The organism is Paraburkholderia caribensis, from assembly GCF_002902945.1.
Lineage (GTDB): Bacteria > Pseudomonadota > Gammaproteobacteria > Burkholderiales > Burkholderiaceae > Paraburkholderia > Paraburkholderia caribensis.
Map to the genome: position 1 here is coordinate 3380779 of NZ_CP026101.1, position 23432 is coordinate 3404210.

The window sequence follows — 23432 nt, forward strand, 5'->3', positions numbered from 1 at the left end:
CTGGTCGCGCCACAGCCAATCGGGAAGAAGCGTAAAGAGGGTATGGGTTGTGTTGTTTCTGGCACAACACCGATCTCAACCTGATGCGTAAAACACACCGGTTATAGGATCAAGCCTTACGGGCAATTAGTATCAGTTAGCTTAACGCATTACTGCGCTTCCACACCTGACCTATCAACGTCCTGGTCTTGAACGACCCTTCAAGGGGCTCGAAGCCCCGGGGATATCTCATCTCAAGGCGAGTTTCCCGCTTAGATGCTTTCAGCGGTTATCTCTTCCGAACATAGCTACCCGGCGATGCCACTGGCGTGACAACCGGTACACCAGAGGTTCGTCCACTCCGGTCCTCTCGTACTAGGAGCAGCCCCCTTCAAATATCCAGCGCCCACGGCAGATAGGGACCAAACTGTCTCACGACGTTTTAAACCCAGCTCACGTACCTCTTTAAATGGCGAACAGCCATACCCTTGGGACCGGCTACAGCCCCAGGATGAGATGAGCCGACATCGAGGTGCCAAACACCGCCGTCGATATGAACTCTTGGGCGGTATCAGCCTGTTATCCCCAGAGTACCTTTTATCCGTTGAGCGATGGCCCTTCCATACAGAACCACCGGATCACTATGACCTGCTTTCGCACCTGCTCGACTTGTCGGTCTCGCAGTTAAGCACGCTTATGCCATTGCACTATCAGCACGATTTCCGACCGTACCTAGCGTACCTTCGTACTCCTCCGTTACACTTTGGGAGGAGACCGCCCCAGTCAAACTGCCCACCATGCACTGTCCCCGACCCGGATCACGGGCCAAGGTTAGAACCTCAAACAAACCAGGGTGGTATTTCAAGGACGGCTCCACTGAAACTAGCGTTCCAGCTTCATAGCCTCCCACCTATCCTACACAGATCGGTTCAAAGTCCAATGCAAAGCTACAGTAAAGGTTCATGGGGTCTTTCCGTCTAGCCGCGGGGAGATTGCATCATCACAAACACTTCAACTTCGCTGAGTCTCGGGAGGAGACAGTGTGGCCATCGTTACGCCATTCGTGCAGGTCGGAACTTACCCGACAAGGAATTTCGCTACCTTAGGACCGTTATAGTTACGGCCGCCGTTTACCGGGACTTCAATCAAGAGCTTGCACCCCATCATTTAATCTTCCGGCACCGGGCAGGCGTCACACCCTATACGTCCACTTTCGTGTTTGCAGAGTGCTGTGTTTTTATTAAACAGTCGCAGCCACCAGTTTATTGCAACCCCTTCACCCTCCGCCCGCAGGGGCGTCAAGCTACAGGGGCGTACCTTATCCCGAAGTTACGGTACCAATTTGCCGAGTTCCTTCTCCCGAGTTCTCTCAAGCGCCTTAGAATACTCATCTCGCCCACCTGTGTCGGTTTGCGGTACGGTCAATGTGAAACTGAAGCTTAGAGGCTTTTCCTGGAACCCCTTCCGATTGCTTCGCTTCCGAAGAAGCTCGCGCCACGCCCTTGAATTCCGTGCCCGGATTTGCCAGAGCACCTTCTCCAACGCAGCGACCGGGACTTCCAACACCCGGACAACCTTCCGCGATCCGTCCCCCCATCGCATTTCACACTGGTGCAGGAATATTGACCTGCTTCCCATCAGCTACGCATTTCTGCCTCGCCTTAGGGGCCGACTCACCCTACGCCGATGAACGTTGCGTAGGAAACCTTGGGCTTACGGCGAGGGGGCCTTTCACCCCCTTTATCGCTACTCATGTCAGCATTCGCACTTCCGATACCTCCAGCACGCTTTTCAACGCACCTTCGCAGGCTTACGGAACGCTCTCCTACCATGCGTGCAAAGCACGCATCCGCAGCTTCGGTATATGACTTAGCCCCGTTACATCTTCCGCGCAGGACGACTCGATCAGTGAGCTATTACGCTTTCTTTAAAGGGTGGCTGCTTCTAAGCCAACCTCCTGACTGTTTTAGCCTTCCCACTTCGTTTCCCACTTAGTCATATTTGGGGACCTTAGCTGGCGGTCTGGGTTGTTTCCCTCTTGACACCGGACGTTAGCACCCGATGTCTGTCTCCCGTGATTGCACTCTTCGGTATTCGGAGTTTGCTATGGCGAAGTAATCCGCAATGGACCCTTCAACCATGACAGTGCTCTACCCCCGAAGGTGATACACGAGGCACTACCTAAATAGTTTTCGGAGAGAACCAGCTATTTCCAGGTTTGTTTAGCCTTTCACCCCTATCCACAGCTCATCCCCTAACTTTTCAACGTTAGTGGGTTCGGACCTCCAGTACGTGTTACCGCACCTTCATCCTGGCCATGGATAGATCACCTGGTTTCGGGTCTACACCCAGCGACTGAATCGCCCTGTTCGGACTCGCTTTCGCTACGCCTGCCCTAATCGGTTAAGCTCGCCACTGAATGTAAGTCGCTGACCCATTATACAAAAGGTACGCCGTCACCCCTTGCGAGGCTCCGACTGTTTGTATGCATGCGGTTTCAGGATCTGTTTCACTCCCCTCCCGGGGTTCTTTTCGCCTTTCCCTCACGGTACTGGTTCACTATCGGTCGATCACGAGTATTTAGCCTTGGAGGATGGTCCCCCCATCTTCAGACAGGATTTCACGTGTCCCGCCCTACTTGTCGTACACCTAGTTCTTCCTCGCTGTTTTCGCCTACGGGGCTATCACCCACTATGGCCGCACTTTCCAGAGCGTTTGGCTAACAACGAAGATAAAGAGTACAGGCTGGTCCCATTTCGCTCGCCACTACTTTGGGAATCTCGGTTGATTTCTGTTCCTGCGGTTACTTAGATGTTTCAGTTCACCGCGTTCGCTTCACATGGCCTATGTATTCAGCCATGGATACTCCATAAGGAGTGGGTTTCCCCATTCGGATATCGGTGGATCAAAGCTCGTTTGCCAGCTCCCCACCGCTTTTCGCAGGCTACCGCGTCCTTCATCGCCTGTGATCGCCAAGGCATCCACCACATGCACTTGTTCGCTTGACCCTATAACGGGTGTGTCTCGTCGTGTTGCCACGCCAGACTCACTCGCTACAGGCTGAGTATTCGCGTTGTGCCGTATTCCAGGTTCGTCTTTCGATGAACTCAAAAAATACATTGATACAATCACAACCCTGATTCACCTACTCGCGCGCCCATCTCTAAGCACGCTTTCGTGAATCTCTTTACTACTTCTTCCTGATTGTTAAAGAACGACAGCCGATATCTAACTGCAATACCGCATCTGACTGGCTCAATTGCCAATGTTTGTCACACTGAACCGCCAGCATCTTTCGACGCTCGCGCCAATGAAACCAACATTGGGAATTGGTGGAGGATGACGGGATCGAACCGACGACCCCCTGCTTGCAAAGCAGGTGCTCTCCCAGCTGAGCTAATCCCCCAGTCATACAGTACACAGGGGGTTTTGCGATCAGCCACCGCAGACAAGACGCTGGTGGGTCTGGATGGATTCGAACCATCGACCCCCGCCTTATCAAGACGGTGCTCTAACCGACTGAGCTACAGACCCCTGAGCCTGTCTTCAATTAACAGCCGACAAGTGTGAGCGCTCAACTTGTGAAACGCTAAAGCTCTGGAAAGGAGGTGATCCAGCCGCACCTTCCGATACGGCTACCTTGTTACGACTTCACCCCAGTCATGAATCCTACCGTGGTGACCGTCCTCCTTGCGGTTAGACTAGCCACTTCTGGTAAAACCCACTCCCATGGTGTGACGGGCGGTGTGTACAAGACCCGGGAACGTATTCACCGCGGCATGCTGATCCGCGATTACTAGCGATTCCAGCTTCACGCAGTCGAGTTGCAGACTGCGATCCGGACTACGATCGGTTTTCTGGGATTGGCTCCACCTCGCGGCTTGGCAACCCTCTGTTCCGACCATTGTATGACGTGTGAAGCCCTACCCATAAGGGCCATGAGGACTTGACGTCATCCCCACCTTCCTCCGGTTTGTCACCGGCAGTCTCCCTAGAGTGCTCTTGCGTAGCAACTAGGGACAAGGGTTGCGCTCGTTGCGGGACTTAACCCAACATCTCACGACACGAGCTGACGACAGCCATGCAGCACCTGTGTTACGGCTCCCTTTCGGGCACCCTCACCTCTCAGCAAGGTTCCGTACATGTCAAGGGTAGGTAAGGTTTTTCGCGTTGCATCGAATTAATCCACATCATCCACCGCTTGTGCGGGTCCCCGTCAATTCCTTTGAGTTTTAATCTTGCGACCGTACTCCCCAGGCGGTCAACTTCACGCGTTAGCTTCGTTACCAAGTCAATGAAGACCCGACAACTAGTTGACATCGTTTAGGGCGTGGACTACCAGGGTATCTAATCCTGTTTGCTCCCCACGCTTTCGTGCATGAGCGTCAGTATTGGCCCAGGGGGCTGCCTTCGCCATCGGTATTCCTCCACATCTCTACGCATTTCACTGCTACACGTGGAATTCTACCCCCCTCTGCCATACTCTAGCCCGCCAGTCACCAATGCAGTTCCCAGGTTAAGCCCGGGGATTTCACATCGGTCTTAGCGAACCGCCTGCGCACGCTTTACGCCCAGTAATTCCGATTAACGCTTGCACCCTACGTATTACCGCGGCTGCTGGCACGTAGTTAGCCGGTGCTTATTCTTCCGGTACCGTCATCCCGCCCCTGTATTAGAGAAGCGGTTTTCTTTCCGGACAAAAGTGCTTTACAACCCGAAGGCCTTCTTCACACACGCGGCATTGCTGGATCAGGGTTGCCCCCATTGTCCAAAATTCCCCACTGCTGCCTCCCGTAGGAGTCTGGGCCGTGTCTCAGTCCCAGTGTGGCTGGTCGTCCTCTCAGACCAGCTACAGATCGTCGCCTTGGTAGGCCTTTACCCCACCAACTAGCTAATCTGCCATCGGCCGCCCCTTGAGCGCGAGGTCCGAAGATCCCCCGCTTTCCTCCACAGAGCGTATGCGGTATTAATCCGGCTTTCGCCGGGCTATCCCCCACTCCAGGACACGTTCCGATGTATTACTCACCCGTTCGCCACTCGCCGCCAGGGTTGCCCCCGCGCTGCCGTCCGACTTGCATGTGTAAGGCATGCCGCCAGCGTTCAATCTGAGCCAGGATCAAACTCTTCAGTTCAAACCTGTTACTGTTTTTCGGTTTCGTCAGAAACCGGTCGCTCACTCAAAATCACTGACGAAAGATCTGCGCTGGGTCTTTCAACCCAGTCAAACCTTCCTCAATTTCTTCCGTGTGAGACTCGATTACTTTCGCTATCAGTGACCCGAAGATCACCGCGCGCCTCGTCATCGAGCGCCCACACTTATCGGCTGTTGATTGTTAAAGAACATTCGCGGGAAGCGCCTTGCTTTCACCACGTTGCTGCGTCAGCAGCAGAGAAACGAGATTATGAAGAACCTTTTTCGTTTCGTCAACCGGTTTTTTTAGCATCGCCTGAAAAACCTTGCTGACTTCACGACCGCGCCGTCTCTGCCGCGGCCCCGTTGTGTCGCATCCAACTGACTGCTGCTCAACGAGGACGCGAATCTTAGGCCATCCCGCGCCACGTGACAAGGGTGGGATGCAAAGTTTTTTCAGCGGTCATTTCTTCGCAGCGTTCACCACCGGCTGCAGCGGGATCGCATCCGCCATCGCTGAATAGCCTGCGTCGCTGGGATGGATCTGGTCCCCACTGTCGAACGCGCGGCGCAAGCGCGTCGCATCGGCCGGGTCGCGAAGCGCGGCGTCGAAATCCACGACGCCGTCGAACGCATGGCCTGTCCGGATCCATTGATTCACCTCCGTGCGAATCGCCTCGCGCTGCGGCGGCAGCGCCGCCGGCGTCAAGGTGGCGCCGAAAATCCGCACCCCACGAGCGTGCGCCGCCGCAATCACGCGCTTGTATCCCGCGATCAGGCTATCCACGGTCACTTGCGTATGCGGCGCATCGCAATCCAGGCCGCCATGCGCCGGCATCGCTGCGAAGTTGATGTCATTGATACCGATCAGCAGGATCACCGTCTTCACGCCCGGCTGAGCCAGCACGTCTCGCCCGAAGCGCGACGCGAGCGCGTCACCGTAGCAGGGGGAATCCGTCAACAGCCGGTTTCCACTGATTCCCAGATTCACGACCGCCACCGACCGGTCGCCGCTCTGCGCCACCCTGTGCGCCAGCGCGTCAGGCCAGCGCCGGTTCTCGTTCAGGCTCGAGCGCATTCCGTCTGTGATCGAATCGCCAATCGCCGCAATCGTCGTCGACGATGGGGCCTCGACCTGCACGCCCGTGACCCACGCGAACTGGGTGATCCGCTGCCGGTAAGCATCGGCGGACGCGTCGCCGGCATGGTTGCCCGGCATCGACAGATAGTTGACCTGGCTCGACACGCGATGCCACGCGATCAACTTTTGCTCGCGCCCCATATAACTGCTGACTGCGTACGGCACGCCGGCGGAAATCCCGACACGAACGGGGTCGCTATCGACCTCTCCGCCCGGCGGCACGCTAACCATCGGCTTTCCGCCGAAAGTCACCCGCGCCTCTGTCCCGGCCTGAACGGTCGCGCGCGCGCCGCCACCCGACCGCGCGATCCGCAGATCCTCTATGACGAGCGGCGCTTTCCCATACGCATTACTTATATGGATGCGCGCGACCTCACCCGACAGCGTCGGATACACGATCTGCCGAAGCGTCCGCCCCGCGACGTCAGGCGCCCGGTACAACGGCGGCGGATTGGATATTTGCGGAATCGGCTGGAGCGCGGTCGCCCACGCGGTCACCCAGGGCGACGGGCTATCGGCAGCGGCCACGGGAGCCGACGCCAGCAGAAAGGAAGACAGAACCGCGCCACACACGACGGCGAGAGAACGAATGGTCATTGCGACTGATCGGTGAAAAATGGTTGAGAACGCGAGTCGCCCATTGTGCACGATTGCATAGTGCAAACCCCTACCGGTTCATCTTGAAAAATTTATTAACCGACCGGACGGTTGGTTTATACTGCCGAACACACCCTTACTCATGACGAGAGCGTTCGACATGTACACGCAATCCCTCGACATCCCGGGCAACGTCGCCCCGCTCGACACGGCTGCCAGTTCGCCCGAGCAGGCGCGTTTCGATGCAGTCATGGCCGCCGACGGCAAGATCGAACCGCAAGACTGGATGCCCGACGCGTACCGCAAGACGCTGGTGCGTCAAATCTCACAGCACGCGCACTCGGAAATCGTCGGCATGTTGCCGGAAGGGAACTGGATCACGCGCGCGCCTAGCCTGAAGCGCAAGGCGATCCTGCTGGCAAAGGTGCAGGACGAAGGCGGCCACGGTCTCTATCTCTACAGCGCGGCTGAGACGCTCGGCGTGTCGCGCGACCAGATGATCGACGGGCTGCACTCCGGCAAGGCGAAGTACTCGAGCATCTTCAACTATCCGACACCGACCTGGGCGGACGTCGGCGTGATCGGCTGGCTGGTCGACGGCGCGGCGATCATGAACCAGATTCCGCTGTGCCGCTGCACGTACGGGCCGTATGCGCGCGCGATGATCCGTATCTGCAAGGAAGAGTCGTTCCATCAACGTCAGGGCTTCGATGCGCTGATCGCGATGATGAAAGGCACCGACGCCCAGCGCGAGCTGGTCCAGCAAGCCGTGAACCGCTGGTGGTATCCGGTGCTGATGATGTTCGGCCCGAGCGACAAGGATTCCGTCCACAGCAACCAGTCGGCGAAGTGGGGCATCAAGCGCATCACGAACGACGACCTGCGTCAGAAATTCGTCGACGCGACCGTCGAGCAGGCGAAAGTGCTGGGCGTGACGCTGCCGGACCCGAAGCTGAAGTGGAACGAAGAACGCGCCCACTACGACTACAGCGACCTCGACTGGGATGAATTCTGGCGTGTCGTCAACGGCGACGGCCCCTGCAACAAGGAACGCCTCGCCACGCGCGTAAAGGCGCACAACGACGGCGCCTGGGTCCGCGAAGCCGCCCTCGCCCATGCCGAAAAACAGCGCCAGCGCGCGCAGCAACACGCCGCCTGAGTGGCGCCCCAAATCTGGAAGGACTGGTAGGAGATAGCGATGAACAAGGAATGGCCGATCTGGGAAGTCTTCGTGCGCAGCAAGCAGGGACTCGACCACAAGCATTGCGGCAGCCTGCATGCCTCGGACGCGTCGATGGCGCTGCGCATGGCGCGCGATGTCTACACCCGCCGGCAGGAAGGCGTGAGCATCTGGGTGGTGCCGTCGTCGGCGATCACGGCATCGGCGCCTGACGACAAGGCAGAACTGTTCGAACCGGCGGCGGACAAGATCTATCGCCACCCGACGTTCTATCAGTTGCCCGACGAAGTCAACCACATGTAAGCGCGCGTCATGACCACTACGCCTCAACACCTTGCCTACGTGCTGCGCCTCGCCGACACCGCGCTGATCCTCGGTCAGCGCAATGCGGAATGGTGCGGACACGGACCGATTCTCGAAGAAGACATCGCGCTGTCGAACATGAGCCTCGACCTGGTCGGCCAGGCACGCCTGCTGTACACGCACGCCGCCGATCTCGAAAAAACGCTGACGGGCAAAAGCCGCACGGAAGACGACTACGCGTTCTTCCGGGTCGAGCGCGAATTCGCGAACTACACGCTGGCCGAGCTGCCGCATGTCGGGCCTCTCGCCGGCACGGCGCGCGCCGACAAGGATTACGCGGTCACGATCGTGCGCAACTTCCTGTACTCGACGCTGATGCTGCACGTGTGGTCGGCTTTGACGGGTTCGTCGGATGACCAGTTAGCCGCCATTGCCGCCAAGTCGATCAAGGAAACGCAGTACCACGTGCATCACTCGCACGAGTGGCTCGTGCGTTTCGGCGACGGCACGGACGAATCGCATCGCCGTGCACAGGCTGCGCTCGATTATCTGATGCCGTACACGCGTGAATTCTTCAGCGCGGACGCGACGGAAGACGCGATCGCCGCTGCCGGTATCGGTCCGAAGACGTCCGAACTGGAAGCGCTGTGGCTCGAAGACGTGCGCGCCGCGCTCGACGAAGCGACGCTGAAGCTGCCCGAACCCGTCAAGCACATCACGACGGGTAAGCACGGCGAGCATTCGGAGCACATGGGCTTCCTGCTTGCCGAAATGCAAAGCCTCGCGCGCCAGCATCCGGGCGCAAGCTGGTAATCCGTCGATCCAACAGGTGAGTCCAACGATGACGTCGACTGCTCAAATCGCCGCCGTGGCCCCGGATCACGCGCTCGCCCAGGCGTGGGCCGTGCTCGAAGCCGTGCCCGACCCGGAAATCCCCGTCGTGTCGATTCGCGAACTGGGCATTTTGCGCGACGTGCGCCGCGCCGCCGACGGCGCGCTCGAAGTCGTCATCACGCCGACTTACTCGGGCTGCCCGGCGATGTCGCAAATTGCGGAAGACATCGGCCATGCGCTCGACGCAGCGGGTTTCGCGCCGTATCGCGTCGAAACCGTACTCGCGCCCGCCTGGACCACCGACTGGATCACCGACGACGCCCGCGACAAACTGCGCGCCTACGGCATCGCACCGCCGACGGGCAACTGCGGCAGCGGCGACGCCAGTGCGAACGGTGGATCGAAAGAAAAAGTGATCCGCTTCGTTCCCCGCTCGCTGCCCGCGCCCGCCTGCCCGCGCTGCGGCTCGAAGCACACCGAGCGCCTCGCGCAATTCGGCTCGACAGCCTGTAAGGCGCTGTACCGCTGTATCGACTGCCGCGAACCCTTCGACTATTTCAAACCGTACTGATATGGCCACCCCGCAATTTCATCCGCTGCGCATCCGGGAAGTGCGGCCCGAAACCGCCGATGCGGTCTCCGTCGCCTTCGAAGTCCCCGCCGAACTGCGCGAGCAGTATCGCTTCACGCAGGGCCAGTTCGTCACGCTGAAGACGCATATCGACGGTGAGGAAACGCGCCGTTCGTATTCGATCTGCGTGGGCGTCACCGATTACGACCGCGACGGCGAGTTGCGCATCGGCATCAAGCGCGTGCGCGGCGGCCGCTTTTCGAACTTCGCGTTCGATACGCTGCAACCCGGCCATATGCTCGACGTGATGACCCCGGACGGGCGCTTCTTCACGCACCTGAACGCCGATCACGGCAAGCAGTACGTCGCGTTCTCGGGCGGTTCCGGTATCACGCCCGTGCTGGCCATCGTCAAGACAACACTCGAAATCGAGCCGCGCAGCACGTTCACGCTGATCTACGGCAACCGCAGCGTCGATCAGATCATGTTCGCCGAAGAGCTCGAGGATCTGAAGAACCGGTTCATGAACCGCTTCGTGTTGTATCACGTGCTGTCCGACGATATCCAGGACGTCGAGCTGTTCAACGGCGTGCTCGACCAGGCGAAGTGCGAGTCGTTCCTCCAGACCTTGGTGCCTGCGGACTCGATCGACGAAGCCTTCATCTGCGGCCCCGGGCCGATGATGGATGCCGCCGAAGCGGCGCTGAAGGCAGCGGGCGTGCCGCAGGCGAAGGTGCACGTCGAGCGTTTCGGCACGCCGCTGCCGCAAGCCGGGGTGCCCGTCGCGGAAATCACCGACGATACGCCGACCGCCGACCTCGAAATCGTCCTCGACGGCAAGAAACGCAAGCTGAAGTTGCCGTATCAGGGTTTGAGCGTGCTCGACGTGGGGCTGCGCGCCGGACTCGCGCTGCCGTATGCGTGCAAGGGCGGCGTCTGCTGCACCTGCCGCGCGAAGGTGCTCGAAGGCGAAGTGAAGATGGAAAAGAACTACACGCTGGAGGAACACGAAATCCGCGACGGCTACGTGCTGACCTGTCAGTGCCATCCCGTCAGCGACAAGGTCGTGGTTAGCTACGACGAACGCTGATGTCCGCATGGCGCAGTGCGCCATGCACCGTACGTGCGCATCGTCGCTTTCGGCACACACGCGATCCGCTTACACTAGGGGCCGCTCGTCATGGGAAACGCATTCCCTGGACGAGCGGCCTTTTCCGTTACTTGACCAACCTGCGCGACCGAGCTGCGCTCAAAGGGCGCACGAACCGCCCGTCAATGACCATGAGCACGATCCACATCACCAATGGCGACGTCGCCGCCGATTCTCTACGCGAGGCGCTCGATCAGGCGCGCCGCGCAGACATCGTGCTGGCCCTGCGCGACGATCTGGCCGTTGGTCCGCTGCATGGCATCGACGAAGCGCCGCAGATACGCGCCGACTTCTGGCGAGGCGTGACCGGCGACACCACCCGCGATTTCCTCGCCGAGCTGGAACAGCAGGCGAAGGAGCTGAAAGCGGTGGTCGACGGTACGGCGCATGTGGTCGTCTGGCACGGTCAGAGCGCCGCCGATCAGCTGACGCTGCGCCGCGTGTGCTTCCATCTGCGCGAGTTGCCGCAGCGGCTCAACGAAGTGCGCCTGTCGATCGACGACCTGACGGGCGACGCAAGCGCCCCGCTCCGCCGTTCCGATCGCGCGACGTCAGTCGGCATGTTCGCCCCCGATCTGTTGCAAAAGCACCTGCCCGAGGCCGCGCCTGTTTCGGTGCTGCGCATCGGCAGGCTCGCGCTCGAATGGCAGGAAGTGAAACTCGTCGATGCCGAACTGCGCCGCTGGCACGACGAGACCTTGACGACCGGCACGTTCGCCGAACTGGACGCGCTGGTCCTCCAATACGCCGTCGACGGCTGGCAGGCCGCCGGGCGCGTCGCGGCTTGCGTGATGGCGGCGCACAGCGGCTTGCTGGTCAGCGACAAGCTCGTGCTGTGGCGGATGCGCGAGCTCGCGGTCGCGGGCCAGTTGCAGTTGCGCAGCGACGCGGATAACTGGCGTTCGCTCGAAATGCACGTCACGCGCACCACCCTTTCTCCCGTATAAGACCAAACAGAACAATCATGGCCCGTACACGAGCCCCAGACCATGAAAGCCAGCGCGACCAGATCCTCGATCTGGCCGCTGAGAAATTCGCTCAAACGAGCTATCCCAGCACGTCGATGGCCGATCTGGCTGCGGCGAGCGGCACGTCCAAGGCGCGCCTCTATCACTATTACGAGAGCAAGGAAGCGATTCTTTTCGACCTGCTCGACCGCTACACGAAGCGACTGATGCTGATCATCGCCGAGGTCGAAGGCGCGAGCCAGCGGCGCGGACTCACTGAACGCGAAACCTTCGCCGAGCTGATCCGCGCGTTCCTTTCCGAGTACGAGACGTCGCACAGCCGGCACGTCGCGCTGTTGAACGACGTCAAATATCTGGTCGAGTCGCAGCGGGAGATCATCCTGAACCGCCAGCGCGACGTGGTCGCCGCGTTCGCCCGGCAATTGGCGCGCGCGTACCCCGAACGCGTGGCGCGCGAAAACCAGACGGCCCTCACGATGATGGTCTTCGGCATGATCAACTGGACGTTCACCTGGCTCAAGCCGGGCGGCCGGATGGGTTATCGGGAATTCGCGGAACAGGTGGTCGCGATGGTGGATCACGGGCTGGCCGCAAGTGCATCGGATGGGGACGCTGGCGGTCGCTGAGATCCGCGCCGCCGCTCGCAGGGCCCCGTGCGGATGCTGTTGTGCAGCAATAACCGTGCCGTCGTTGTGACAACACGACGCAGTCCAAGCACGTAGCCATTTAAAATATTTTTCTTAAAAATCAATAACATAAGCAAAGCCGAGCATAATTTTAGATGCCGCACTCGGGTTATCTCAGGGTTTTCCCCAGTAAGACCTCGGGTTTTCCATTAGAATGCTTATTGCGGCGCGTCATGCCGCATAGCTAAAGGAGAACCCACCATGAATCTGCAAACTGTCCGCGCCGCCGAGCCGATCGTCGTCGATCGCTCGTTGAACGTCGCTGGCCGCGCGCCTGTTCTGATCCGGGAACTCAGCGAGAAAGACCGCGAGCGTCTGCTCGCTCACTTCCTCGAACTCGACGAAGACGATCGCCTGCTGCGCTTCGGTCAGGTCACGCCGAACCACGTCATCGAAAACTACGTTCGCATGCTGGATTTCAGCCGCGATACCGTGTTCGGCGTGTTCGACCGCCATCTGCAACTGGTCGGCGTCGGCCATCTGGCTTATCTGCCCGCTGAGGGCGACACGCGCACCGCTGAATTCGGCGTGTCGGTGTCGGAAAGCGTGCGCGGCCAGGGAATCGGTACGAAGCTGTTCGAGCGCGCCGCCATCCGCAGCCGCAACACGCACGTCACAACGCTGTATATCCACTGCCTGTCGCGCAACACGACAATGATGCACATCGCCAAGAAGGCTGGCATGAAGATCGAGTACGCGTACGGCGAAGCCGACGCCTACCTGACGCTAGCGCCTGCGGATCAGAACAGCATCATCTCCGAGATGCTGCAGGAACAGGCCGCCGTGTTCGACTATGTGCTCAAGCGCCAGGCGCGTAACACGTCAAAGCTGATCGAATCGTTCATTCCGACCGCGATCGCCGCGTAAACTTCAGCGAACGGGAACATCCAGAAAGGGCGGCTCTTCACGGAGCCGCCCTTTTGTTTTTGTCCAACGCACCCGTCAAATCGGCAGCGCGGTCGTCTCCTTGAATTTCTCCAGCGAGAAGCTCGACTTCACATCGATCACCGACGGATGCCGCAGCAACTGGTCCTGCACAAATCGCGAAAAGTGCGCCATGTCGCGCACCTGCACGCGCAGCAGGTAATCCATATCGCCCGTCATCGCGTAGCACGCGACCACCTCTGGCCAGCCCTGCACAGCCGCGCGGAACAGTTCCGAGTGCGTCGCGCCCGCACGCCCCGGCGTGCCGTCGGCGCGTGCGCTGAGTGCCGGACCGCCACGCTTTTCCAGCCGCACATTGACGTAGGCGAGCAGATCGAGCCCGAGAATTTGGGAATCCAGCAGGGCGACATAACCGCGAATCACACCGATTTCCTCCAGCCTGCGGATGCGCCGCAAGCACGGACTCGGCGACAGGTTCACCCGCTCGGCGATCTCCTGATTCGACAGCCGCCCGTTTTCCTGAAGAATCGCGAGAATGCGCCTGTCGATCGCGTCTATCTCAATTTGAGCCATGTTCTGCCATCCAAGGCGTATCGCACGCCAGAAAATAGCCCGAGCGTAGTGTTCGCCGATTAATTTCGCAAGTTTTCTTCCTGACCCGGCAACTACACTGTTCTTCATCGGATCGCGCGATGCGCCCCCGGACATAGTCGAGGAGACAGACATGAAGGTTTCTACCTGGGAAAATCCCGTCGGCACCGACGGCTTCGAGTTCATCGAATACACCGCGCCGGACCCCGTCGCGCTCGGCAAGCTGTTCGAGCGCATGGGTTTCACGGCGATAGCGAAGCATCGTCACAAGAACGTGACGCTGTACCGTCAGGGCGAGATCAACTTTATCGTCAACGGCGAGCCCGACTCGTTTGCACAGCGCTTTACGCGCCTGCACGGGCCGTCGATCTGCGCGATCGCGTTCCGCGTGCAGGACGCGGCGAAGGCGTATCAGCGCGCGCTCGAACTCGGCGCCTGGGGCTTCGACAACAAGACGGGCCCGATGGAACTGAACATTCCGGCCATCAAGGGGATCGGCGACTCGCTGATCTATTTCGTCGACCGCTGGCGCGGCAAGAACGGCGCGGCGCCGAACAGCATCGGCGACATCAATATCTATGACGTCGACTTCGAACCGATTCCGGGCGCGAATCCGAATCCCGTCGGCCACGGCCTCACCTATATCGATCACCTGACACACAACGTCCATCGCGGACGCATGCAGGAATGGGCCGAGTTCTACGAGCGTCTGTTCAATTTCCGCGAAGTGCGCTACTTCGATATCGAAGGCAAGGTGACGGGCGTCAAGTCGAAGGCGATGACGTCGCCGTGCGGCAAGATCCGCATTCCGATCAATGAGGAAGGTTCGGAAACAGCGGGCCAGATCCAGGAATACCTCGACGCGTACCACGGCGAAGGCATTCAGCATATCGCGCTCGGCACGAACGACATTTACGCGACCGTCGACGGACTGCGCGGCGCGAACATTTCGCTGCTCGATACGATCGACACGTACTACGAGCTCGTCGATCGCCGCGTGCCGAATCACGGCGAGCCGCTCGATGAACTGCGCAAGCGCAAGATTCTGATCGACGGCGCGCGCGAAGACCTGCTACTGCAGATTTTCACCGAGAACCAGATCGGACCGATCTTCTTCGAGATCATCCAGCGCAAGGGCAATCAGGGCTTCGGCGAGGGTAACTTCAAGGCGCTGTTCGAATCGATCGAATTGGATCAGATTCGTCGCGGTGTCGTGCAGGACAAGGCCTGACACGCTGCTCAAGCGTTAGAGCCAAATAAGAAAAAGGCGAGGAACGTACGTTCCTCGCCTTTCGCATTTTGGAACCGGCGCTCCTAACTCAACCGGCTCTCGACTGTCACGCGCCGCGGATGATCATCCGATCACCCGCCAGAGCGCGTCAGCCACGCTGCTCCGTTTCGTCGGACTCACGCCGCTGGTTCACGGCGGCCGTCGTCGCGGCGACCTGCGTGGTGCGCGTGACGGCATTCGCGAGCGCATTGGCGCTGTTCGGGCGCATCGGCGCGCTCATCGCGAAGAATGCCGCCGAGACCATCAGGAAGGTCTGGATGTGTTTCGTGTTCATGCGTACTCCTTGTTCGACTGCACAGCGAAGCTCCGCAGCATGCGGAACGTTGCGATTCGTGCAGATGGGGAGTTTAGACCGACATTTCAAGCGCAGTTCCACGCGTTTCAAGCTTTTACACCCTGTAACACCATCAAATGAAAAAGCTCGCGCGCGGTCATACAGGTGACATTTTGTTCGTGCGCGGTCTCGCATCGTGGTGTTTTCGACGATAGGCGGCGGGTTTTCACCAGTGCTACCATCGAACGAAAGCCGTCAACATGGCGACCCCGGCCGAAGCATTCACAAGATGCCGAGGCCAAGCAGATTTTGGTGATCCCAAACTGGGTGGAGGAGTACACATAATGAATGCCCCGCTAGACGCCGGTCAGCGAGCCTCGCTCGAAGCCGCGCTGACGTCCGTCACGCTCGACGACAAATACACGCTTGAACGCGGCCGCGCGTACATGAGCGGCATCCAGGCGCTGGTCCGTCTGCCGATGCTGCAGCAGGAACGCGACCGGGCCGCCGGGCTCAACACCGCCGGGTTCATTTCCGGCTATCGCGGATCGCCGCTCGGCGGTCTCGACCTGTCGCTGTGGAAAGCGAAGAAGCATCTCGCCGCGCACCAGGTCGTATTCCAGCCGGGCGTCAACGAAGACCTCGCCGCCACCGCCGTGTGGGGCTCGCAGCAGGTCAATCTCTATCCCAGCGCCAAATACGACGGCGTGTTCTCGATGTGGTACGGCAAAGGCCCCGGCGTCGATCGCTCGGGCGACGTGTTCAAGCACGGCAATTCGGCCGGTTCGTCGCGACACGGCGGCGTCCTGGTGCTCGCCGGCGACGATCACGCCGCCAAATCGTCGACGCTCGCGCATCAGTCGGAACATCTGTTCAAGGCCTGCGGCCTGCCCGTGCTGTTTCCGTCGAACGTGCAGGAATATCTGGACTTCGGCTTGCACGGCTGGGCGATGAGCCGCTACTCGGGCCTGTGGGTCGCGATGAAGTGCGTGACCGACGTGGTCGAATCATCGGCTTCCGTCGATATCGACCCGCACCGCACGCAAATCATTCTGCCAACCGACTTCGCCATGCCCGAAGGCGGCCTCAACATTCGCTGGCCCGATCCGCCGCTCGTGCAGGAAGCGCGTCTACTCGACTACAAGTGGTACGCCGCGCTCGCTTACGTGCGCGCGAACAAGCTCGATCGCGTCGAGATCGATTCGCCGAACGCGCGCTTTGGCATCATGACGGGCGGCAAGGCGTATCTCGACGTCCGCCAGGCACTGACCGACCTCGGACTCGACGACGAAACCTGCTCGCGCATCGGCATCCGGCTGTACAAGGTCGGCTGCGTGTGGCCGCTCGAAGCGCAAGGCGCGCAGGCATTCGCGCGCGGGCTCGAAGAAATTCTGGTGGTCGAAGAGAAGCGGCAGATTCTCGAATACGCGATCAAGGAAGAGTTGTACAACTGGCCCGATGCGCAGCGTCCGCGCGTGTTCGGCAAGTTCGACGAAAAGGACGGTGCAGGCGGCGAATGGTCAGTGCCGATGGGCAACTGGCTGCTGCCCGCGCACTACGAACTGTCGCCCGCGTTGATCGCGAAGGCGATTGCGACGCGGCTCGACAAGTTCGACCTGCCGTCCGACGTGCGCGCGCGCATTGCCACGCGCATCGCTGTGATCGAGGCGAAAGAAAAGGCGCTCGCGCGCCCGCGCGTTCAAGCGGAGCGCAAGCCCTGGTTCTGCTCCGGCTGTCCGCACAACACGTCGACGAATGTGCCCGAAGGCTCGCGCGCGATGGCGGGCATCGGCTGCCACTACATGACCGTGTGGATGGACCGCAGCACCAGCACGTTCAGCCAGATGGGCGGCGAAGGCGTCGCGTGGGTCGGCCAGGCGCCGTTCACGAACGACAAGCACGTGTTCGCCAATCTCGGCGACGGCACGTACTTCCATTCGGGCCTGCTCGCGATTCGCGCGGCGATCGCGTCGAAGGCAAACATCACGTACAAGATTCTCTACAACGACGCCGTCGCGATGACGGGCGGCCAGCCCGTCGACGGTGTGCTGACGGTGCCGCAGATCACGCATCAGCTCGCCGCTGAAGGCGCGAAGAAGATTGTGATCGTCACCGATGAACCGGAGAAGTACCACGCGAACGTCGGCCTTGCGCCCGGCATCACGATTCATCATCGCGACCAGCTCGACGACGTGCAGCGCGAACTGCGCGAGATCGAAGGCACGACGATCCTGATCTACGACCAGACCTGCGCGACGGAGAAGCGCCGCCGCCGGAAACGCGGCGCCTATCCCGATCCGGCGAAGCGCGTCGTGATCAACGAGGCGGTTTGCGAGGGCTGCGGCGATTGCTCGGTGCAGTCGAACTGCCTGTCCGTCGAGCCGCTCGAAACCGAGTACGGCACGAAGCGGCAGATCAACCAGTCCACCTGCAACAAGGACTATTCGTGTCTGAAGGGCTTCTGCCCGAGCTTCGTGACGGTCGAAGGCGGGCAACTGCGCAAGCCGAAGGCGTCGGGCGTTGCGGGCGACGCGATGCCGCCCGTTCCCGATCCCGAGATTCCGGCGATCGCGCGGCCATATGGCGTGCTGGTGACGGGCGTCGGCGGCACGGGCGTCGTGACGATCGGTGCGTTGCTCGGCATGGCGGCGCATCTCGAAAGCAAAGGCGTCACCGTACTCGACGTGACGGGCCTGGCGCAAAAGGGCGGCGCCGTGATGAGCCACGTGCAGATCGCGAACCAGCCCGCCGACATCCACGCAACCCGTATCGCGATGGGCGAAGCGGATCTGGTGATCGGCTGCGACTCGCTGGTGACGGCCAGCGACGAATGCGTGTCGCGGATGCAGGCCGGTCAAACGCACGTCGTGCTGAACAGCGCGCCGACCCCGACCGCGGAATTTATCAAGAACCCGAACTGGCGCTTCCCCGGCGCAAGCGCGGATGCGGACGTGCGCGCGGCGGCGGGCGACGAGCATGTGGCCGCCGTCGATGCGAATCACTTTGCGGTTGCGCTGCTCGGCGACGCGATCTACACGAACCCGTTCGTGCTCGGCTACGCATGGCAAAAGGGTTGGTTGCCGCTCACGCACGAGTCGCTGATTCGCGCGATCGAGCTGAATGCCGTGCAGGTCGAGAAGAATCGCGCAGCGTTCGAATGGGGCCGTCGCGCGGCTCACGATCTGGCTACCGTGCGCAAGCTCGCGCGGATGCAAGATCGTATCGACGACGGCAACACCGCGAATGCCGCGAACAGCAAGATCGTTTCGCTGCATACGCCGAAGGCGCTCGATACGCTAATCGATAAACGCGCGCAGTATCTCGTCGAGTACCAGAACGAAGCGTACGCGGCGCGTTACCGCAAGCTGGTCGAAACAGTGCGGGCCGCCGAAACGAAGCTCGATGCCGCCGACGGCCAGATGTCGTTGACGGAAGCCGTCGCGAAGAATCTGCATAAGCTGATGGCGTACAAGGACGAGTATGAAGTGGCGCGGCTCTATTCGGACCCGGCGTTCGTCGAGAAGCTGAAGGCGAATTTCGAGGGTGACTGGAAGCTCAAGTTCCACCTCGCGCCGCCCGCCACGTCGAAGAAGGACGCGCATGGGCATCTGGTGAAGAAGCAGTACGGTCCATGGATGCTCAACGCGATGCACGTGCTCGCGAAGATGAAGTTCCTGCGCGGCACCGCGCTCGATGTGTTCGGCAGGACGGAGGAGCGTCGCACCGAACGGGCGCTGATCGTCGAGTACGAAACGCTCGTGCATGAACTGGTCGGCGGGCTCACGGCGGAGAAGCGTGCTCTGGCTGTCGAACTGGCGAATCTGCCGGATGCGATTCGCGGTTATGGCCACGTCAAGGAGAACAACCTGAAGGGCGTGCGGGCCAAGTGGGCGTCGTTGCTCGCGAAGTGGCGCGCGCCGACGGGTGGTGTGGAGCGGCACGTGGCATAACCTTCTGCCACTCCCGAAATAAAAAGGGCACCTCGCGGTGCCCTTTTTTCATCGCATCAACGAACGAAGACTACTTCGCGACGTTGCGGTCCACGTTGGCGTTCGCCGAAGCGACCGCCGTCATGTTGATGATCCGGCGCACCGTCGCTGCCGGCGTCAGGATGTGCACCGGCTTCGCAGCGCCGAGCAGGAACGGGCCGACCGTCACGCCTTCGCCGCCGATCATCTTCAGCAGGTTGTACGTGATGTTCGCCGCTTCGACGTTCGGCATGATCAGCAGGTTCGCTTCGCCCGTCAGCGTCGTGCCGGGGAAGGCGGCCTTGCGCACCGCTTCCGACAATGCGGCGTCGCCGTGCATTTCGCCGTCCACTTCGAGATGCGGCGCGCGTTCGGCGATCAGCTTGCGTGCGGCCGCCATGCGTGCCGAAGACGACGACGGGACGCTGCCGAAGTTCGAGTTCGACAGCAGCGCGACCTTCGGTGCGATGCCGAACTTCTCGATCTCGCGCGCTGCGAGGATCGTCATGTCGGCGAGCTGTTCGGCCGTCGGCACTTCGTTCACATAGGTGTCGCTGATGAACAGATTGCGGCCCGGCAACATCAGCAGGTTCATCGCGGCGAAGTTGTCCACCTTTTCCGCCTTGCCCAGCACCTGCTCGACGAACTTCAGATGCTCGTGATACGTGTCGATCAGACCGCAGATCATGCCGTCCGCGTCGCCGAGATGCACGAGAATCGCGCCGATCAGCGTGTTGAACTTGCGCATCGCGGCCTTCGCGACTTCCGGCGTGACGCCTTCGCGCGCGCCGATCTCGTGATACGCCTGCCAGCTTTTCTGATAACGCGGATCGTCTTCCGGATTGACGATCTCGACATCCTCGCCGCACTTGAGCTTCGAGCCCATCTTCTTCAGACGCATCTCGATCACGCTCGGGCGACCGACCAGGATAGGCTTCGCGATCTTTTCGAGCAGCACGAATTGCGCGGCACGCAGCACGCGCTCGTCCTCACCTTCCGCGAACACGATGCGCGCCGGTTGCGCCTTCGCTGCCGCGAACACCGGGCGCATCACCATGCCCGTGCGGTAGACGGTTGCGCCGAGTTGCTCGCGGTACGCGTCCATGTCCTGAATCGGGCGCGTCGCGACGCCCGAATCCATCGCGGCCTGCGCAACAGCGGGCGCGATCTTGATGATCAGACGCGGATCGAACGGCTTCGGAATCAGGTAGTCGGGGCCGAATTCGAGCGAGTGGCCTTCGTACGCCTTCGCGACTTCATCGCCCTGATCGGTTTCTTCGGCGAGTTCGGCGATCGCGCGCACGCATGCGAGCTTCATTTCTTCCGTGATCGTCGTCGCGCCGACATCCAGCGCGCCGCGGAAGATGAACGGGAAGCACAGCACGTTGTTGACCTGGTTCGGATAGTCCGAACGGCCCGTCGCAACGATACAGTCTGGGCGCACCTTCTTCGCTTCTTCCGGGCGGATTTCCGGCTCCGGGTTCGCGAGCGCGAGAATCAGCGGTTGCGTGCCCATCTCCTTGACCATTTCCGGCTTCAGCACGCCCGCGCTCGAGCAGCCGAGAAACACGTCCGCGCCCTTGATCGCGTCAGCCAGTGTGCGCGCTTCGGTGTTCGCTGCGTAACGTTCCTTCGACGGGTCCAGATTGCCGCGGCCTTCGTAGATCACGCCCTTCGAATCGACGACGAGCACGTTTTTCTTCGAAAGGCCCAGATTCACGAGCAGGTCCAGACAGGCGATCGCCGCCGCGCCCGCACCCGAGCACACCAGTGTGACCTCTTCCAGCTTCTTGCCGACCACTTTCAGGCCGTTGAGAATCGCCGCCGACGCAATGATCGCCGTGCCGTGCTGGTCGTCGTGGAAAACGGGAATCTTCATGCGCTCGCGCAGCTTCTTCTCGATGTAGAAGCATTCGGGCGCCTTGATGTCTTCGAGGTTGATGCCGCCGAGCGTCGGCTCCAGCATCGCGATCGCGTCGACGAGTTTGTCGGGATCGGACTCGTTCAGCTCGATATCGAACACGTCGATGCCGGCGAACTTCTTGAAGAGACAGCCCTTGCCTTCCATCACCGGCTTCGCGGCGAGCGGCCCGATATTGCCGAGACCCAGCACGGCCGTGCCGTTCGTGATCACGCCGACGAGGTTGCCGCGCGACGTGTACTTCTGCGCGTCGAGCGGCTCGTCGAAGATGGCCATGCACGCGGCTGCGACGCCCGGCGAATACGCGAGCGACAGGTCCAGCTGGTTCGAAAGCGGCTTGGTCGGGGTGACCGAAATCTTGCCGGGCTTCGGATTCTGGTGATATGCGAGAGCGCTTTGCTTCAGTTGTTCGTCCATTTTCTAACCTGCGAGACGTTGATAATTGGGCCCGGCTCAATGTCACGTGCTGCGCTGGCCAATGTCGACGGGTTGCTCGACGGCGGCGATTCTCGCGTGCGCCGGTTAGGCGCGGCGTCAAACCTCAGCGGAAAGCAAACGGCGCTGAGCTTTTTCGGGTCGATTAGTGTACACCCCGGATGCGACGATTCGGGGTAGGTTTTGTACCGGATGGATAAGCCGCAACCGCGCCGGCGCTTGCTGCAGCGCGGCATGAAAACACTCCCACCCCGCCCTTCGCGACGTGGCGGCGGGGCCTTATTCGAGCGTTGCGCCGCGGCGTTCCGGGATCAAAAAGAGCGTGGCGAGAATGTCGAGGATGTAGATCGAAGCGAGCATGCCGAGCGCCGCCGCGAACGAAAACCGCGCGGCCAGCGCGCCGACGGCGACAGGCCCGAACCCGCCAACTGCGCGCCCGATGTTGAACAACACGTTCTGCGCGGTGGCGCGGGCCTCGGTCGGATACAGCTCGGAGATCAACGCGCCATAGCCGCCGATCATCCCGTTCACGAACATGCCCATCACCGCGCCGCCAATCAGCAGCGCGAACGGGGTGCCCAGTTGCGAGTAAACGAACACCATCACCACGGCGCCCGCCTGGTAGAACAGAAACGTGGGTTTGCGGCCGAAGCGGTCAGCCGCGACGCCAAACAGCCAGATACCGGCGGCCATGCCGAGCACCGTGACGGCCGTCCACAGCCCGGAGCGCGTCAGCGAGTAGCCGAAGGTCTTCGACAGATAACTGGGTAGCCAGATCATCAGGCCGTAGTAGCCGAAGTTTTGCACCGAGCACAGAATCGCAACGCCTACGCTTGCGCAGGTCGTGCGGGCGTCGGCGACAAGCAGTTTCATCGGAGCCTTGCGCATGCCGCGCGCGACCCGCTCGGTGAAAAGCGCCGGTTCCTCGACGCGCCGCCGCACGAAAAACGACACGACAGCAGGCAGCAGCCCGAGCGCGAACATCCCGCGCCAGCCGATCACGGGCAGCAGCAAAGGCGTCAGCAGCGCCGCCGCCAGCACACCCAGTTGCCAGCCAAGCCCGACATACGACGACACGCGCGCCCGCTGTGCCGCTGGCCAGGCCTCCGCCACGAGGGTCATGCCGATGCCGAACTCGCCGCCCAGCCCGATGCCCGCGATGGTCCGGTACGCGAGCAGATCGCCGTAACCTTGCGCGAGCGCGCACAGGCCCGTGAAGACGGCGAAGATGAGAATCGTCCACGTCAGCATGCGCACGCGGCCGAAATAATCGCTCAACACGCCGAAAATCACGCCGCCCGCAACCGCGCCGACCAGCGTCCACGTCACCAGCGACCCGGCCTGCGTCGATGAAAGCTGCAAGTCGGCAGCGATGACAGGCAGCATGAAGCCGAGGATCAGCAGATCGAAGCCATCCATCGCGTAGCCGAGCACCGACGCAATCAGCGCGCGCGCCGCATAGCCGGGACGGGCGGCCGGCGCGGCCTGGGTCGTGGAAGGGGCGATATTCATGGGCGGCAACCTTGC

The 23432-nt window shown here is 60.9% G+C and carries 15 protein-coding genes, 2 tRNA genes and 2 rRNA genes; 10 read left to right on the forward strand and 9 right to left on the reverse strand.

The features are described from left to right. Window positions 1–105 precede the first annotated feature (105 nt). The 5 genes from C2L66_RS15085 to C2L66_RS15105 all read right to left on the reverse strand — a co-directional run bounded on the left by C2L66_RS15085 (window position 106) and on the right by C2L66_RS15105 (window position 6848). Window positions 106–2987: ribosomal RNA gene (locus C2L66_RS15085) — 23S ribosomal RNA — on the reverse strand. A gap of 322 nt (window positions 2988–3309) precedes the next feature. After that, a tRNA-Ala gene (locus C2L66_RS15090) sits at window positions 3310–3385 on the reverse strand. A gap of 51 nt (window positions 3386–3436) precedes the next feature. Beyond that, window positions 3437–3513: transfer RNA gene (locus C2L66_RS15095), tRNA-Ile, on the reverse strand. Between the two features lie 67 nt (window positions 3514–3580). Next, window positions 3581–5111 (reverse strand): 16S ribosomal RNA (locus tag C2L66_RS15100). The 16S and 23S rRNA genes sit together here with 2 tRNA genes alongside, the layout of an rRNA operon. 462 nt (window positions 5112–5573) lie before the next feature. Then, window positions 5574–6848 (reverse strand): SGNH/GDSL hydrolase family protein, encoded by a 1275-nt coding sequence (locus C2L66_RS15105; protein WP_060599588.1) that lies wholly within the window; start codon window positions 6846–6848, stop codon window positions 5574–5576. A gap of 160 nt (window positions 6849–7008) precedes the next feature. Between C2L66_RS15105 and paaA the strand changes: the two genes are divergently transcribed. The 8 genes from paaA to C2L66_RS15145 all read left to right on the forward strand — a co-directional run bounded on the left by paaA (window position 7009) and on the right by C2L66_RS15145 (window position 13407). Then, the gene (gene paaA, locus C2L66_RS15110) at window positions 7009–8007 is read left to right on the forward strand and encodes a 1,2-phenylacetyl-CoA epoxidase subunit PaaA (protein ID WP_054929174.1); all 999 of its coding nucleotides are present in this window, start codon (window positions 7009–7011) and stop codon (window positions 8005–8007) included. Window positions 8008–8046: 39 nt separating this feature from the next. Further along, entirely contained in the window at window positions 8047–8331 is a 285-nt protein-coding gene (paaB, locus tag C2L66_RS15115) for a 1,2-phenylacetyl-CoA epoxidase subunit PaaB (RefSeq protein ID WP_007733491.1), read from the forward strand. 9 nt (window positions 8332–8340) lie between these two features. Next, window positions 8341–9144, forward strand: a complete 804-nt coding sequence (gene paaC / locus C2L66_RS15120; RefSeq protein ID WP_060599587.1) for a 1,2-phenylacetyl-CoA epoxidase subunit PaaC — start codon at window positions 8341–8343, stop codon at window positions 9142–9144. Between the two features lie 28 nt (window positions 9145–9172). Next, a complete protein-coding gene (gene paaD / locus C2L66_RS15125) occupies window positions 9173–9736 on the forward strand; it encodes a 1,2-phenylacetyl-CoA epoxidase subunit PaaD (RefSeq protein ID WP_060599586.1) in 564 nt (187 codons plus the stop codon). Between the two features lies 1 nt (window position 9737). Continuing rightward, a complete protein-coding gene (paaE, locus tag C2L66_RS15130; RefSeq protein WP_054929177.1) occupies window positions 9738–10826 on the forward strand; it encodes a 1,2-phenylacetyl-CoA epoxidase subunit PaaE in 1089 nt (362 codons plus the stop codon). Between the two features lie 191 nt (window positions 10827–11017). Then, window positions 11018–11833, forward strand: coding sequence for a DUF1835 domain-containing protein (locus tag C2L66_RS15135; protein ID WP_176054934.1), 816 nt, complete (start codon window positions 11018–11020; stop codon window positions 11831–11833). Window positions 11834–11850: 17 nt separating this feature from the next. Beyond that, the gene (locus tag C2L66_RS15140; protein WP_035991658.1) at window positions 11851–12480 is read left to right on the forward strand and encodes a TetR/AcrR family transcriptional regulator; all 630 of its coding nucleotides are present in this window, start codon (window positions 11851–11853) and stop codon (window positions 12478–12480) included. Window positions 12481–12741: 261 nt separating this feature from the next. Continuing rightward, on the forward strand, window positions 12742–13407 hold the full coding sequence (locus C2L66_RS15145; protein WP_054929179.1) for a GNAT family N-acetyltransferase: 666 nt from the start codon (window positions 12742–12744) through the stop codon (window positions 13405–13407). Between the two features lie 75 nt (window positions 13408–13482). On the opposite strand, the gene C2L66_RS15150 is transcribed toward C2L66_RS15145, so the two are convergent. Continuing rightward, window positions 13483–13998, reverse strand: coding sequence for an Lrp/AsnC family transcriptional regulator (locus tag C2L66_RS15150; RefSeq protein WP_060599584.1), 516 nt, complete (start codon window positions 13996–13998; stop codon window positions 13483–13485). Window positions 13999–14149: 151 nt separating this feature from the next. Here C2L66_RS15150 and hppD point away from each other — a divergent pair, with 151 nt between their 5' ends. Continuing rightward, window positions 14150–15247, forward strand: coding sequence for a 4-hydroxyphenylpyruvate dioxygenase (gene hppD, locus C2L66_RS15155; RefSeq protein ID WP_054929180.1), 1098 nt, complete (start codon window positions 14150–14152; stop codon window positions 15245–15247). 148 nt (window positions 15248–15395) lie between these two features. Here hppD and C2L66_RS15160 read toward each other — a convergent pair whose 3' ends face one another. Continuing rightward, a complete protein-coding gene (locus tag C2L66_RS15160) occupies window positions 15396–15581 on the reverse strand; it encodes a hypothetical protein (protein ID WP_054929181.1) in 186 nt (61 codons plus the stop codon). Window positions 15582–15925: 344 nt separating this feature from the next. On the opposite strand from C2L66_RS15160, the gene C2L66_RS15165 reads away from it, so the two are divergent. Next, entirely contained in the window at window positions 15926–19531 is a 3606-nt protein-coding gene (locus C2L66_RS15165; RefSeq protein ID WP_060599583.1) for an indolepyruvate ferredoxin oxidoreductase family protein, read from the forward strand. Between the two features lie 70 nt (window positions 19532–19601). Here the strand turns inward: C2L66_RS15165 and C2L66_RS15170 are convergent, their stop codons facing one another. Together C2L66_RS15170 and C2L66_RS15175 are read right to left on the reverse strand one after the other, a co-directional pair. Beyond that, a complete protein-coding gene (locus tag C2L66_RS15170; RefSeq protein WP_054929183.1) occupies window positions 19602–21887 on the reverse strand; it encodes an NADP-dependent malic enzyme in 2286 nt (761 codons plus the stop codon). Window positions 21888–22184: 297 nt separating this feature from the next. Continuing rightward, window positions 22185–23417 (reverse strand): MFS transporter, encoded by a 1233-nt coding sequence (locus C2L66_RS15175; protein ID WP_060599582.1) that lies wholly within the window; start codon window positions 23415–23417, stop codon window positions 22185–22187. Window positions 23418–23432 lie beyond the last annotated feature (15 nt).

Bases quoted from the DNA above. Each gene is read 5' to 3' on its own strand.
- C2L66_RS15105 (WP_060599588.1), bottom strand. From the start codon at position 6,848: ATGACCATTCGTTCTCTCGCCGTCGTGTGTGGCGCGGTTCTGTCTTCC.
- paaA (WP_054929174.1), top strand. From the start codon at position 7,009: ATGTACACGCAATCCCTCGACATCCCGGGCAACGTCGCCCCGCTCGAC.
- paaB (WP_007733491.1), top strand. From the start codon at position 8,047: ATGAACAAGGAATGGCCGATCTGGGAAGTCTTCGTGCGCAGCAAGCAG.
- paaC (WP_060599587.1), top strand. From the start codon at position 8,341: ATGACCACTACGCCTCAACACCTTGCCTACGTGCTGCGCCTCGCCGAC.
- paaD (WP_060599586.1), top strand. From the start codon at position 9,173: ATGACGTCGACTGCTCAAATCGCCGCCGTGGCCCCGGATCACGCGCTC.
- paaE (WP_054929177.1), top strand. From the start codon at position 9,738: ATGGCCACCCCGCAATTTCATCCGCTGCGCATCCGGGAAGTGCGGCCC.
- C2L66_RS15135 (WP_176054934.1), top strand. From the start codon at position 11,018: ATGAGCACGATCCACATCACCAATGGCGACGTCGCCGCCGATTCTCTA.
- C2L66_RS15140 (WP_035991658.1), top strand. From the start codon at position 11,851: ATGGCCCGTACACGAGCCCCAGACCATGAAAGCCAGCGCGACCAGATC.
- C2L66_RS15145 (WP_054929179.1), top strand. From the start codon at position 12,742: ATGAATCTGCAAACTGTCCGCGCCGCCGAGCCGATCGTCGTCGATCGC.
- C2L66_RS15150 (WP_060599584.1), bottom strand. From the start codon at position 13,998: ATGGCTCAAATTGAGATAGACGCGATCGACAGGCGCATTCTCGCGATT.
- hppD (WP_054929180.1), top strand. From the start codon at position 14,150: ATGAAGGTTTCTACCTGGGAAAATCCCGTCGGCACCGACGGCTTCGAG.
- C2L66_RS15160 (WP_054929181.1), bottom strand. From the start codon at position 15,581: ATGAACACGAAACACATCCAGACCTTCCTGATGGTCTCGGCGGCATTC.
- C2L66_RS15165 (WP_060599583.1), top strand. From the start codon at position 15,926: ATGAATGCCCCGCTAGACGCCGGTCAGCGAGCCTCGCTCGAAGCCGCG.
- C2L66_RS15170 (WP_054929183.1), bottom strand. From the start codon at position 21,887: ATGGACGAACAACTGAAGCAAAGCGCTCTCGCATATCACCAGAATCCG.
- C2L66_RS15175 (WP_060599582.1), bottom strand. From the start codon at position 23,417: ATGAATATCGCCCCTTCCACGACCCAGGCCGCGCCGGCCGCCCGTCCC.